Annotated in this window: 13 protein-coding genes and 2 pseudogenes; 5 read left to right on the top strand and 10 right to left on the bottom strand. The window is 55.3% G+C overall.

The window, feature by feature from the left end:
- The first annotated feature begins 4 nt into the window (after positions 1 to 4).
- Positions 5 to 1,684 (top strand): recombinase family protein, encoded by a 1,680-nt coding sequence (locus tag B0920_RS16295; RefSeq protein WP_078033715.1) that lies wholly within the window; start codon positions 5 to 7, stop codon positions 1,682 to 1,684.
- Positions 1,685 to 1,892: 208 nt separating this feature from the next.
- On the opposite strand, the gene B0920_RS16290 is transcribed toward B0920_RS16295, so the two are convergent.
- A complete protein-coding gene (locus tag B0920_RS16290) occupies positions 1,893 to 2,510 on the bottom strand; it encodes a recombinase family protein (RefSeq protein ID WP_078033714.1) in 618 nt (205 codons plus the stop codon).
- 275 nt (positions 2,511 to 2,785) lie between these two features.
- Between B0920_RS16290 and B0920_RS25680 the strand changes: the two genes are divergently transcribed.
- Complete coding sequence (locus tag B0920_RS25680) at positions 2,786 to 3,679, top strand: nucleoside 2-deoxyribosyltransferase (RefSeq protein WP_179119200.1); 894 nt, start codon at positions 2,786 to 2,788, stop codon at positions 3,677 to 3,679.
- Positions 3,680 to 3,782: 103 nt separating this feature from the next.
- On the opposite strand, the gene B0920_RS25675 is transcribed toward B0920_RS25680, so the two are convergent.
- Together B0920_RS25675 and B0920_RS16285 are read right to left on the bottom strand one after the other, a co-directional pair.
- Positions 3,783 to 4,556 (bottom strand): hypothetical protein, encoded by a 774-nt coding sequence (locus B0920_RS25675; RefSeq protein WP_143745809.1) that lies wholly within the window; start codon positions 4,554 to 4,556, stop codon positions 3,783 to 3,785.
- A gap of 119 nt (positions 4,557 to 4,675) precedes the next feature.
- Entirely contained in the window at positions 4,676 to 5,053 is a 378-nt protein-coding gene (locus B0920_RS16285) for a helix-turn-helix domain-containing protein (RefSeq protein WP_078033713.1), read from the bottom strand.
- Between B0920_RS16285 and B0920_RS26005 the strand changes: the two genes are divergently transcribed.
- Complete coding sequence (locus tag B0920_RS26005; RefSeq protein ID WP_179119190.1) at positions 5,009 to 5,503, top strand: hypothetical protein; 495 nt, start codon at positions 5,009 to 5,011, stop codon at positions 5,501 to 5,503. The two genes, B0920_RS16285 and B0920_RS26005, sit on opposite strands and share 45 nt — an antisense overlap.
- 670 nt (positions 5,504 to 6,173) lie before the next feature.
- On the opposite strand, the gene B0920_RS25670 is transcribed toward B0920_RS26005, so the two are convergent.
- The 6 genes and pseudogenes from B0920_RS25670 to B0920_RS16265 all read right to left on the bottom strand — a co-directional run.
- Positions 6,174 to 7,100, bottom strand: coding sequence for a hypothetical protein (locus B0920_RS25670; RefSeq protein WP_143745807.1), 927 nt, complete (start codon positions 7,098 to 7,100; stop codon positions 6,174 to 6,176).
- Between the two features lie 170 nt (positions 7,101 to 7,270).
- Positions 7,271 to 7,474: a hypothetical protein gene (locus B0920_RS25665; protein ID WP_143745806.1), complete on the bottom strand. Its 204-nt coding sequence runs from the start codon at positions 7,472 to 7,474 to the stop codon at positions 7,271 to 7,273.
- Positions 7,471 to 7,623 (bottom strand): hypothetical protein, encoded by a 153-nt coding sequence (locus B0920_RS26000; RefSeq protein ID WP_179119199.1) that lies wholly within the window; start codon positions 7,621 to 7,623, stop codon positions 7,471 to 7,473. The genes B0920_RS25665 and B0920_RS26000 overlap by 4 nt, the downstream gene beginning before the upstream one ends.
- A 150-nt stretch (positions 7,624 to 7,773) precedes the next feature.
- On the bottom strand, positions 7,774 to 8,178 hold the full coding sequence (locus tag B0920_RS25660; protein ID WP_143745805.1) for a hypothetical protein: 405 nt from the start codon (positions 8,176 to 8,178) through the stop codon (positions 7,774 to 7,776).
- Positions 8,179 to 8,186: 8 nt separating this feature from the next.
- Positions 8,187 to 8,405, bottom strand: coding sequence for a recombinase family protein (locus B0920_RS26545; protein WP_143745804.1), 219 nt, complete (start codon positions 8,403 to 8,405; stop codon positions 8,187 to 8,189).
- A 621-nt stretch (positions 8,406 to 9,026) separates the two neighbouring features.
- Positions 9,027 to 9,434, bottom strand: a pseudogene (locus B0920_RS16265) (lysine 2,3-aminomutase); the annotation flags it as partial.
- 368 nt (positions 9,435 to 9,802) lie between these two features.
- On the opposite strand from B0920_RS16265, the pseudogene B0920_RS16260 reads away from it, so the two are divergent.
- A pseudogene (locus B0920_RS16260) lies at positions 9,803 to 10,257 on the top strand (cache domain-containing protein).
- Between the two features lie 71 nt (positions 10,258 to 10,328).
- Positions 10,329 to 12,029, top strand: coding sequence for a methyl-accepting chemotaxis protein (locus tag B0920_RS16255; protein ID WP_078033708.1), 1,701 nt, complete (start codon positions 10,329 to 10,331; stop codon positions 12,027 to 12,029).
- Positions 12,030 to 12,081: 52 nt separating this feature from the next.
- On the opposite strand, the gene B0920_RS16250 is transcribed toward B0920_RS16255, so the two are convergent.
- Complete coding sequence (locus B0920_RS16250; protein WP_078033707.1) at positions 12,082 to 12,651, bottom strand: DNA-3-methyladenine glycosylase; 570 nt, start codon at positions 12,649 to 12,651, stop codon at positions 12,082 to 12,084.
- Between the last annotated feature and the right edge of the window lie 121 nt (positions 12,652 to 12,772).

The raw sequence follows: 12,772 nt of genomic DNA, 5'->3' as shown, positions 1-12,772 counted from the left end.
CATTATGAAAGCTTACTCATACGCACGATTTTCAAGTGACGCTCAGCGGCACAACTCATCCATTGATCGCCAGCAGACCTTGGCTCGTAAGTGGTGCGAGAAGAATAAGGTTGAGTTATCGGAACGCGTGTTCGCGGACGAGGCGGTATCGGGCTTTGACGGGTCAAATGTCAATACAGGCGCGTTAGGTGAGTTCATTGCTGCTCGTGAGTCGGGTGAAATCGCGCCTGGGAGCATTCTGATCCTAGAACACTTTGACCGGCTTACTCGTATGGAGCCATGGGACGCCGTAGGGCTTCTCCAACGGCTGCTCAAGCTTGAAGTTACCGTTGTCACTGTTCAGCCGGAAATGAAGCTCGAGCCGGAGAAACGGGACTCGATGCAACTGCTTCAAGCTGTTCTCTATTTGGACAACGCGCACAAGGAGAGCGCTCGTAAGAGCGTCCTAGGTATTCGTGAGTGGGCAGATAGGTTTGCTGCCGCAAGAGCCACAGGCCATCACATAGGCCGACGCGTTAGCAACTGGCTCACACTCGGAGAGGACAAGCAGTACCACCTGAACGATCATGCTGATACCGTCCGTGCAATCTTCCGGCTCTGTCTTGAAGGATTGGGGAGCACAGCAATCGCTCAAGCCCTGAATGCAGAGCCGGAACGGTTTAAGACGTTCAACAAAGGCAGGCGATGGGGTACAACCGCAGTTCTTTCGATCCTTCAAAACCGTGCTGCAATCGGTGAGCTAAGGCCCAAGGACGGGGGAGAGGCTATCGCAGATTACTTCCCGGCTGCTGTAGACGTTGACACGTTTAATGAGGCTCAGAGGCACATCGAAAGGCGGCGGACAGGGAAGATCACGAAGCAGTCCGCAGACTTCAACGTCTTTCAAAAGCTGGTGTTCTGTGGGGCGTGCGGGAGTCCAATGAACATCATCCATCGTACTAAGTTCCGCTACCTGATGTGCGCGAATCGTCGTTACGGTGCATGCGAAGGCTCAAGAAATGTTCGTCTTGACGAGAGTGAAGACGTGCTGATGGCAATGCTCATGCACCTTGACGCCGTGAGCTTGGTCATGCCAGACCCGGAGAAGCTCGATAGGGAGCTAGGCGCAGCAGAGGGGCGGTTGTTAGCTGAGCAGCAGAAGTTGGCAATCTGGAAGGAGAAGTTGGAGGCTCACCCGGAGGTTGACGCTTACCATGACTATTTAATTAAGAGTGATGGCCGGGTAAAGGGACTAAAGGCGGAGATAGAGAGGTTGAAAGCTCAGTTGACAGGTGGCAATAAACTTACTCTGCAAGAGATACGTGCAAAGCTCGACTTTACAGACAAGCCTACACGCAGGCGGGTTAATGCTTTTCTGCACCGACTTGGCGTAAAGGTTCGCATCGCAGAGGGCTACTTGTTGACTCAGCATGACGTAGCTTTAGCGATGTTCGCTGTAGCTAAGAATAGGATTGGTTTCATAGCTCTCGATAACGATATGAGCGAACTTCCAGAGTCGGACGATGTTGTGCTGACAGGCGGGAAAGGCGAGTTGCCGAATCTTGAGCAGGCCAACACTATCGCCCAAGGCGTTAAGGAGCGTCTGCTTAAAGGTGGGATAGGTGGTGGAATTGTGGGATGGGTAACGAATCCGAATGGTAGAGGAACCCGGAGACGGAACAACACTACAGCTAAAATTTCCTAGAAGAAATTTTCAAGAATGACCCTTCCGTTTAGAAGGGTCAACAGGGCTGGAAATATATCGGGTAGCGAACAGGTTGCTTAACTGCTCCAGGCATCGATGAACATGGCCTCGTCAAACACCTAAAATATCGACAAGAGGCCCGGAGTAAGCTAGGAAGAACAATCGACGGGTCAGATGATGGGACCGCCTAAACGGCCGTAGACAGGTTTTACCCGACTATTTCAGTTCTTGCTTTTTTCAGGATCAGCTTCACTTGAGATTCGCTGACATTCAAAGTATCAGCGATCTTAGCAATGGTGTAGCCGATGGCGCGGAGCTCAACAATCTTGGCATTAGCAACTATGTCGGGCTTACGACCTTTATAGACCCCCTTGGACTTCGCCACTTCAATTCCTTGACGCTGTCGTTCGCGGCGAGTCTCGTAATCGGCACGGCACTGGTATAGGGCCATCTTCAGTAGCATCGCCTGCATAGCGTCAATCACAATCCCTGTCATGCCTTCCTCTGCCTTAGGAAGATCGATCAGACCAGGGACGGACACCTTCGCACCCTTCGCCTCGATCTGGGCCATCAGCGCCTCTGCCTTGTCCATTGGAAGACGAGTGATTCGGTCCAAGTGCTCTGCGATGATAATGTCCCCCTTGTTCAGGTCGGCCAGCATACGCTGAAGCTCTGGGCGCTGCTCAGATGTGCCAGACGCTTTCTCTGAGTAAGTTGCAACCACCTGATACCCTTTCGCCTCCGCTTCGGCACGGAGGGAGTGCTGACGGGTTAGGTCTTGCGACTCTGTACTTACACGTTGGTAGATTCGGGCGATGGGTTTCATGTAGATCCTTTCCGGTATAGCGTAGTATATTTTGAGTATACTCTATTTGACTTCTGGGTGCTATTCCGGCCCTGGGGTATAAAGCGTAAAAAATGCTGAGTTTTTGACCGCTTCTGCGATGACCACCCTATCTGACCGTTACAAGATGATTGCCAACCTGTATGGGAGGTTGCATACTGCTCAACAATTGTTCATTTTAGTTGCTTAGCATGGAGGTCTGCTTGTCTCATCGACTCACACCACTCTACGGAACGTTTTCCTTCCCAGAGAAAAATATGGCGGTGTTCCACGGCAAAATGGTCCCATTCAATGATCCAAATGACCCTTCGACGATGCATAACGACGGCGCTGACTCGGGCGTCCTTCTAGCTGATACAGCTATTTCTAGCGGCCTACTCTCGGCAAATATCACTTTCGACGAGGTAACTGATAAAACCCAAGCTGGATTGATTCTATGGTCCGATCCGTCGACTAGCGAAATTATTGTTGCTGTTCTCAGTCGCCAACCTTGGACGGGACCGATGTTTGTAATTCGACGTTTCGACGGGAAGACGTGGCATGATTTGCCGGGTTCCTCGGGTGATGGATCGATTTTGCGTGCAAAACATTCTTATGAGGTGCAGGTGCGGGTTGAGGGCTCTACCGCAACTATGACCGTGGACGGTGTTCAGGTGACGAAAAGTTTTATCCCAGCTGGCTTACGCCAGTCGTCGGCTGGGATTTATTGCTTTTCACGCACTAAAGTAACAATTGCTGACTTCAAGGTTGAGCCAGAACGCCCGAAAGCATTTGTGGTTATGCAGTTCACCCAACCATTCAACGAGCTTTGGACAGGCGTGGTGGAGCCAATTTGTAGAAACAAGGGGGTGGATGCGAAGAGGGCTGATGATGACTATGGCCCAGGGATGATAATTTCTGACGTAGTAGCAAGTATCCGTGAATCAGCGGTCGTAATCGCAGAAATCACGCCAACAAATGCTAATGTGTACTACGAGGTCGGCTACGCCCACGCCCTAGGAAAGCCTACTATACTAATCGCAGAAAAAGGGACTAAGCTACCATTCGATATCTCAGGATTTAGAGTGCTTATGTATGAGAATTCAATAGATGGGAAAGCCAAGTTTGAACAGGGCTTAATAAAACATTTGGATGCTGTGCTCTCACAATAGTCGCTGCAACTTCTGGCTTAGACAATAGGATAAGGCGCGCGTCAGCAATCTTGGGATGCATCTTGCACGAATTACAACAGGGCACTCACTTGATTTGTTAGCCTTATCCTGCGCCAAATGTCAAGCCAATCAATTTAGCACCATTACTGAGTAGGGTGTATCCTCCGTCGATCTTGGTCGCTTTGTCACATACCTCCGCAACAGCCGTGATAACGCCAGTTGCTCTATTCCATAGGCCGCGCTTTTCTTCGGGGAGGTCCTCTACAGCTTGCCGTAACTCTTCAATCTGCTGCTCACTTGTCCCGCGAACAGTTTGAATGCTCGACCGTAATGGCTCAAGTCCGGTTACCTTGTAACGCCATATTCCTTCCTTAATTGACCTAAAGCTGCGTAGAAGAAAGGAGCGTAAAACCTGCGGTAAGGCTCCATTTTCAATCTCTTTGATGAGATTGTCCACCTCAGTAGTTAATCTCTCGATCTCTGAATCTATTTCAGCAGAATCTACATTGCCGAAACCTAAATAAAAAGAGGCCCAGTCGAGCGCTACGAAATGTTCCGGCTTAACAGACTTTGATATGTTCGCCCAAGCGTCGTGCAGATGTCGGGCCGAGGCAATCACGCGCAAACTTTGCAGATGCGGATTATAAAGCTCTGCCGGGACATCCCTTTCTTTCAACAAGCTTGCCAAGTGCTGAAGTTCCTGCCGTACAGCGTAAGCGCACTCTTCTCCAATCTGCTCGACATCTCCGCTTCCGTCATGACGATTGAATAAGTTTGCCCAAGCATCGTATGCGTAGGGAGGGTGGCCACTCATGGCGGGCGGAGTGATAGCCTGGAAGTCAGTATAGATTTTTCTTATTCTTTGTGCCGAATTCATCTTAGGAGACTTTCTTAATCAGGGCTGACCTAACTCAGCGCGAGCACTTACCAGTGCATCGAGCAATTCAACCGCGTAAAAATCCTTAAATCCGCTAATCATTAAGTATAGCTGAAGCGTTAGACAAGCGGATCATCGGGTCTGAGCATCTGCCATAACTCCTTTCCCACCGCCCGAGCTAGACGCTCCATGTTATCAACCGCAACGTTGCGCTTCCCAGCCTCAACTTGACTAACATAGGTTCGATGAATTCCAGCTTGTTCCGCCAATGCTTCTTGGGAAAGGTTCAGGGCTTCCCTCGCGGCGCGTAAGCGCTGACCAAATAGGACGCGGGCTGGCGGGAGTAAGGTAGGAGGTGTCACCCACCAAGGGTGCTGCGATGAAGAAAGAGAGTCTACAGAATCCGAGTAACATCTGATAGACTTGTGGTCATCATAATAACGAGGGATGCCATGAAGAAGCTCGATACCACTTGTCCAAAATGTGGAGCGCCCCATGCTCGCAAGCTGTCGGTAATTCATGCTGAAGGACTGTCAACCGTAGAGACTGAAATCAACACAGTCGGCACGTTCAATACGATTGGGGGCCAACAGATCACAACCGAGGGCAACTCATCCAGTGTCCAGCAGACACGCGCTTCTCGGGAGGCTGCTCCGCCTGAAATGCCGAGGATCGTGACGAAGGGTATGCACAACCGGAAGATGCTGATTCTTGCTGGGATTGCAACCTGTCTGGTGGGACTGTGGCTCTTCTCCATGCTCGTGGTCTTGTGCGGCGTTGCAATGATCGTCGGTGCATTCATGCTCGACACCGACCCTTCAATTGCGGAGCAGAGCGATTATGACGAGCAGACGAGAGACATTCGGGAGGCTATCGAAGCTTGGGAGCAAACCTTTCAGTGTGTCTCTTGCGGGAATCGCTTCGTGCCGCTTGAGATAGCAGCATGAACATGGTGCCAGTGCGATCCGATGTCGCTGATCGCTACTACATGTATCGGTAGGCCGATCTATCCCACTCCCGTACACTGACTACGGGCTTTGGTTGGTGAGCTTTGACATACCCGTAGAAGCAGAACACATTATCTAGCTCATGCTCTACTTGCTTTCTGGTGCGCTTGATACCACGATTGAAAAGGAATTGCCTGATTTCTTCAGTTTCAAGCTGAGCGTCTACGCATTCCTCGTATTGCCGAGCTAGGTAATTCTGTGCTGAGGTTAGTTTCAAATTTGTTCCTCTCTAAGTGGAGTGCTCCAAAACACGTTTAAAGGGCTTCTGAGGGCTTTTCTGTTTGGGATGAGGGTTGGCTCATCCAGCTTGTCAGAATGGTCTCCTGGGCCCCTCATATCGCTTCCTAATTGATTTACAGGCGCTTGCGCTTCTGCATTGCTGTAATCCTGAGCATTTCCTTTACCACTGCGTCACCGTTTGTCTTTGGTTTCGCTGGAGTTGGCTTATTGGCTACTGTCGTTTGCCTGGGTGGTACATCTGGTGCTGACCAGCTACGAGATGGCTGGGAGGCTGTAGGAGCCGGTTTAGCGGCTTCCTGAGCCTTCTGAGCTTTCCTAGCTGCTGCTTTCTCTTGCTTCTCTACCGCTTTAACGTAGTGCTGAAGAATCGTCATATAGTTCCTTGTATATTTATTGTTCCCCTTCCAGTCGTCAGCCGACCAGAAGGAAGGGGAAGTCTCCTAGGTCGTTTGCTTTCGGTTCTCGCATGGATGACCTGGGCTTGAGTTCGCTGTACGCTCTGGTTCCAGACCGGAACAGCCGTAACGTCTAGCTGCTGGTCTATTGCTTGCTCACACTTCGATGCAACGTGCTCGCCTGCTGATTCCACCACTTCCTCTTCGATCCTTTCCTCTTGGTGTGCTGGAGAGCCAGCAAGGGACGGAGATTGCTTAGACTTTCGATTAGGACGAGAGGCTGGGAAGATTTGTCCGCTCTTGTCGTCCTCAGGCTTGCTACGTGCTTTTCCAAGGTAGGAGCACCAGCCCAGGGCATCAGCCAGACGCTTGCGGCCTCGCTCTGTCTCCCTGTTACCTGGGCCTTGGTATGGAAGCGCCATGTAGGTGTTCCGTCCGTGGAGGCCCTTGTAGTCCTTCGGGTTGAAGATGGCGAACTTCACGCCATGAGCCTTACAATGCTGTTGGACTCGTCCGTCTTCAAACTGATTGAACAGCTTGGCTACCTTGATGCCGTAGGCGTCGATGACCATGAAGGTGTGAAGGTGATCCTTCTTCGTGCTGTCTGCTACCTCACGAGCTGCCCACCACTCGCATCGAATGCCGTCACGCTCAGCCATCTGTCGGAGAGCATGGAGCATTGCCATATTTGCTTTGTACATCTCAGCACTTGTCTTGCTGCTGGTGTCGTCATCCAGGGGCTCAAAGCACAGGTGGTAGAGTCGGGCTTCTTTAGCAGTCTGGAGGAACCGAAGGATTCCCTGTACAGCCTTCCGGTAGGCTCTCTTTCCGTTACGGTGCCAACCACCGTTGTTATTTCCATCAACGATGGTCGATGGATAGTCGATTGATGCTTTAGGCATTCTTTCATTCCTTGTTTATGTACGTTCTTTATTTAATCAATAGTCTATGTTCTCTTTACGGATATACACTATTGTAACGGTGAGCGATTAATCCTTTAGAATCAAGTCCTTGGCGAGATTTCTCTATTGGTCGCGATAGAGCTTTGATTGTAAAGTGTTCAGGCTGATATTTATTTCTGACGAAGCTTAAAAGCCAGCTCGATCAGGTGAGCGACGATATGTGAGCCGGAGGTACGCCTGTCATTTGCAAGCCGCTTGAGCGCTTCCCATTGATGCGGCTCCATATAGATGAATTGACGTTCCAGGGTGCTGCCATCATCGCTAATCACACGCTGGCGACTTGTACCTGGGACTGGTTCAGTACGCAGGATCATGCGAATTCCTTGTTATCTGCGTGCCATGCGATGACTAGTGCTTTTTCGATGAGTTCTGCCACGGTGAAATCCGGGAATTCTTCCAGAATGTCGTCGATTCGGTTCCACCCGTCCTCAGACAGTTGGATGTTGAGAGTTGTCGTTTTCATTGTCTTTCCTTCAATAGTTTGCGAACGCACATGACGTAGCGATGGCTCCAGGTGGAGGCCGGATTACGGTCTGCGGGTTCAGGTTGTCGTGCTACTGGTGCCGTAGGTCGGCTGACGCGCACCCCATGCCGGGTGGCGTAGGGAGGGGTGTTACTTGCTGCTGTCGAGCTTGGCGAGAGCGGCTGCTGCTTGCTTTTGAATCTCAGCGATTTTTTTCTGGTGCTCAGCAACCTCGGCGGCTACTTTCTTCGCCAGCTCCTCACGCTGCTGGTGCTCAACTAGGCGCTTTGCTTCCTCCTTAATGCGGCGTTCGTAATCAGCAAGTTCTCGGGCTGCGCTTTCTTCGCTGGATGTCTTGGCTTGAGCCAGGGCTGTATCATCAGGAGAGCCAAGGATGAGCATGAGCGAGAGGTTCCCATTCGGGAAGAACTCAATCGGATGGTCAGTATTTACGATGTATCCTGCCCTTACGTGAGCGCAAAGCTCGTTGAAGATGGAGACGGCTGGGCCGATCAGCGAGATTGAGAATGGTTTGCTTGCAACTGGTGCTGTCATATATGTCCTTATTTAGCTGGTGGTTGGTAGCTCGGGGAGCGTAGAAAATTAGCAAGTCGGTACTTCGTCCACGGTTTGCCAGATGGCGACAGATAGCCTTGCTGAGCTAGATGTCCAGCAATCGTGGAAAGCGAACTGTAATCGCGCAAAACAAAAATGATGCTCGATACAGCCGTGTAGTAGGCCGGTGACTGCTTACGGCCACCGAACTCAGGTCTTACAGGCATGGAATGCCCTCCTTCAAATCAGGATTGTTTAATTTGTATGGGGTGTGACCCTAAGCGGATCGGTGGAAGGATGGCGCGCTTACCACAACTTGGCACCATATGCAATATCTTAGCATACCCACCCCCAATCTGTCAACTTTTTGCAACACTTGTTGACGTAAGTGATTGATTTCAATAAGAAAAATCAATTTTACCGAGTGAGGGTAATAACGGTAGCAACCATCTAGTGACAGATGGTTACTTCGCTATCTCTGGAGCGTCATTCCTGCGGACGAAATGAAGAGATGAAGGGGGATTGGCTAAGCACTGAGAGGGTCGAAAGACCAAGCCACCCTGCATCTTACACTACAGTTAACATGTTGTCAACAGTAGTGGTGTGAGCATCTTCCTCTTCGAGCAACTCCGAAATCACTTCGGGAGCAATCCCAGCCTCTTCCAGCAGCGCAATAGCGTAGCCTCTACCGTGTGTTCGGCACAGGCTAACGGCCGATAGTAGCAAGGTTGGTCTGTATGTGTGGGGCGTCTTATTCGGCATTTTTCTATTGTGCTACCTCCGCAGAGCTTGATGATTGATCGCGGTCAATGATTGTCGGATTGCTAGGGCGTTTTACAGCAATACAAGTACTTGTGCTGCAGGCCCTTGGGCGGGGCGTCGTTCACGCGCGGGACGTTGTGGGTCATCTGGCCGGCCGGGTGCGGGTTCATGCGCATGCGGATGCCGTGCACCAGGCGCGCGGTGGCCTCCTCGTCCTTCTTGAACAGCACGAGCTCGCGCAACTGCTCGTACTCGTGGGCGGGGAGCATGTCGCGGTGCGGGAAGGTCAGGCGGTAGATCGGATCGTCGGGCACCTTGTTCCAGTCGATCAGCTCCTCCAGCACGTAGGCGTTGACGCGGAAAGGGAGCACATGGGACACCACCTGCACCGCTTCCTGCAAATCCGGCGTCAGCCATTGCCACTGGCGCGCCAGGTGGATCGTCTGCCGGGTATAAGGCTTGAACTTGGAGGGCGTCGATTCGGTCGTGATCACGGGAATTCTCCAGGAAACGAAGGTGAAGGAACCGGCTGAGGGAAACACAAATTGCCGGGAAGAATTCATATTACGTTCCGGAAATCCCTGCGGAATTGCCCTCCATCAATCGGATTGGTCCTACAGGTGGGGCTAGCACAAACATGCGGAGCGCATGGCCGCGGCGCCCATGGGGCCGCAGGCTCGCCGGCTCCCTCTCGCATTTCCCTGAGCGATCGCTCGGCATCGGCTGACACCAATGTGCAACGTTCCTAAGGCGCTGCGCAGTGCCGTTGCGCTACCACAACCCTCCCCGCGCTCACCCCGGTACATTTGCCAATGCACTTCAAAAATATTGGCCCCAGAACATTCACCAAAGGAGTTAGACCATGAAGCTGCTCGCCACCACCGCCGTCCTGAGCCTGGCCATCGCCTGCGCCCCTGCCCTGGCCAATGGCCCGACGGAGAAAGACGCCATCGCCATGGTCGAGCGCGGCGTTGCGCTCGTGAAGTCGAAGGGCAAGGACGAGATGATGAAGCGCATCAACGCCAAGGACGGAGAGTTCGTCCAGGGCGAGCTGTACATCGACATGCGCGACCTCAAGACCGGCATCGTGCTGGCCCACCCCTACAATCCCTCGATCGTCGGCAAGGACTTGACCGACGTGCCGGACGCGAACGGCAAGAAGTACCGGCGCGAGATCATCGAGCTGGCGGCGGCCAAGGGCAAGGGCTGGGTCGATTACCAGTACAAGAACCCTACCAGCGGCAAGATCGAGCCGAAGACCACGTACATCCAGCGGATCGAGACGTGGTGCTGGAGGCGGGGATCTACAAGAAGTGATCCGGGGCGCGTAGACACTTGGGCTGTTGCGCGGCCACCGGGGACCGCGCAACGGCGACGGAGGCGACATCATGCTGAACAAATTGCGGATCGGGCCCAAGCTGCTGCTGGCGCCGGGGCTGGTGCTGGTGCTGCTGACCCTGTTGTCGGGGGCGGCCTATTACGGCATGGCGCGCCAGAACGCCTCGCTCGAGAACATGGTGCAGGTGCGTGCGGCGCGGCTGCAGGCGGTGGCCGACGTGGCCGGCCATGCGCGCTTCGCCCACGCCAACATCTACCAGCTGCTGGCCTGGGTGAACGGCAGCTTCGCCCAGAACCGCCTGGCGGCGCTGACCGGCGAGATCCACCGCCGCCACGCCGACATCAAGAAGGAGCTCGACAGGCTGGCCCAGCTCGCGGAAGCCGCCGAGCGCGCCCCGGTGGACGCTTCCATCGCCGCCCTCGCCGCCTACCGCAAGGCGGTGCTCGAAACCATCGAGCTGGCCCAGGTCGACCAGTCGATCGCCACCAATTCGATGCAGAAGGCCGAGAAGCAGTTCGTCGCCCTCGACACCGAGCTGGGGCGGCTGGCGGCCCTGGAAAAGAAGCTCAGCGAGGATGCGCACGCGGCCGCCAAGGCCGAGTTCCGCACTCTGGGGCTGAGCATGGCCGGCCTGGTGCTGCTGTCGATCGCGCTGTCGCTGCTGGTGACCATGCTGGTGCGGCGCTCGATGCTGGCCGGGATCCGCTCGATCGCACGCACCGTCGGAGAACTGGCCGAAGGCCGGCTCGACGCCCCACCGGGCGCGAGCACCGGGCGCGACGAGATCGCCGACACCGCGCGCGCCCTCGACCACACCATCGAGCGCCTCAACGCCGCCCTGCACAGCATCCTGAAGGCGGTGCACTCGATCGACACCGCCTCCAAGGAAATCGCCAGCGGCAACCTGGATCTGTCGACCCGCACCGAAATGCAGGCCGGCTCGCTGGAGCAGACCGCCAGCGCGATGGAAGCCCTGACCACGGCGGTGAAGGAAAACGCCAATAACGCCCGCCTGGCCTCGGAACTGTCGGCCGAAGCGGCGCAGCTGGCCTCCAGCGGCGGCCAGGCCGTGCAGCAGGCCGTGAGCACCATGGAATCGATCAAGGCCAGCTCGCGCAAGATCGTCGAGATCATCGGCGTCATCGACGGCATCTCCTTCCAGACCAATCTGCTGGCCCTGAACGCGGCGGTGGAAGCGGCGCGCGCCGGCGAGCAGGGACGCGGCTTCGCGGTGGTCGCCGCCGAGGTGCGCACCCTGGCCCAGCGCTCGGCGGCGGCGGCCAAGGAAATCAAGGCCCTGATCGCCGACTCGGTGAAGATCATCGAAGGCGGCAACGCCTCGGTGAGCGTAGCCGGCGCCAGCATGGGCGACATCGTCAGCTCGGTGCAGCAGGTGAACGACATCATCAAGCGCATCAGCGTGGCCAGCACCGAGCAGGCGGACGGCATCGCGGAGGTCAACCGCGCGGTCGGCCAGATGGACGGCATGACCCAGCAGAACGCAGCCCTGGTCGAGCAGGCCGCCGCGGCCGCCGAGAGCCTGCACGAGCAGACCGTCAACCTGGCCAAGGCGGTGGCGATCTTCCGGGTGGCGCAGGATGGCGAAGCGGGCGCGCCGCCCCTCATCGAGGAAGAACAGGACGAAGCCGGCTTCCAGGGCGTGGGCGAGCGGCGCGCGGCGGACAGCCCGATGCGGCGCAAAGCGGTGCAGGCGCTGCCGCCGGCGCCACGGCGGCGCACCGGCACCTAGGAGTCTGGGCGGCGGAAGGAAATCCTGCCATCCAGACTCCTGGCAATCGCTCCTACTTGAACGGCCGGCTGACGAAGCGCGAGCCGGCCAGCCCAAAGCGCCAGGGCACGTCCACCGCCTTGGAAATGCCGATGCGCGGCCCGGCGACGATCGGCATTTCGCCCGGCGCCGGCAGCAGCGCGAACGGGGGCAGCGACAGCGGCAGGCCGTTATGGGCGCGGGTGACGCCCAGCGCCTGGCACAGCTTGCCCGGCCCCGAACACAGCAGCCATTCGTCGTCGGCGTCGCGCCGCGCCCGCATCGCCTCCAGTCCCTCGACCGGCTCCAGCGCCCGGATCAGCACCCCCGCCCCGTGCCCGGCCTCGCGGCACACGAAATTCAGGCACCAGTGGATGCCGTAGGAACGGTAGACATAGGCGTGGCCCGGCGGCCCGAACATCGAGGCATTGCGCTCGGTCGGCCCGGAATAGGCATGCGAGGCCGGATCCTCGCGGTCATAGGCCTCGGTCTCGACGATGCGCCCGCCGACCCCGTCGACCAGCACGGTGACGCCGATCAACTGGCGCGCCACGATCTCGGATGGCGCCGAAAAGTCAATTCCAGCAATTATCGAAATAGCCATGGCCGGATTCTATCGCGGGTCAATTTGACCCGCCGTTTTGGTGAAATTGACACACAGATCGAATTGCTTAAGTGCAAGTTAGCGTTCCCTGGAGTATAGTTGCAGCTATCTCCCGCATATC

The sequence above is a fragment of the Massilia sp. KIM genome (assembly GCF_002007115.1).
In the GTDB taxonomy this organism is placed as follows: domain Bacteria; phylum Pseudomonadota; class Gammaproteobacteria; order Burkholderiales; family Burkholderiaceae_D; genus Telluria.
The sequence above is the reverse complement of the archived record's forward strand: the minus strand, read 5'-3'. Positions and strand labels throughout refer to the sequence as shown.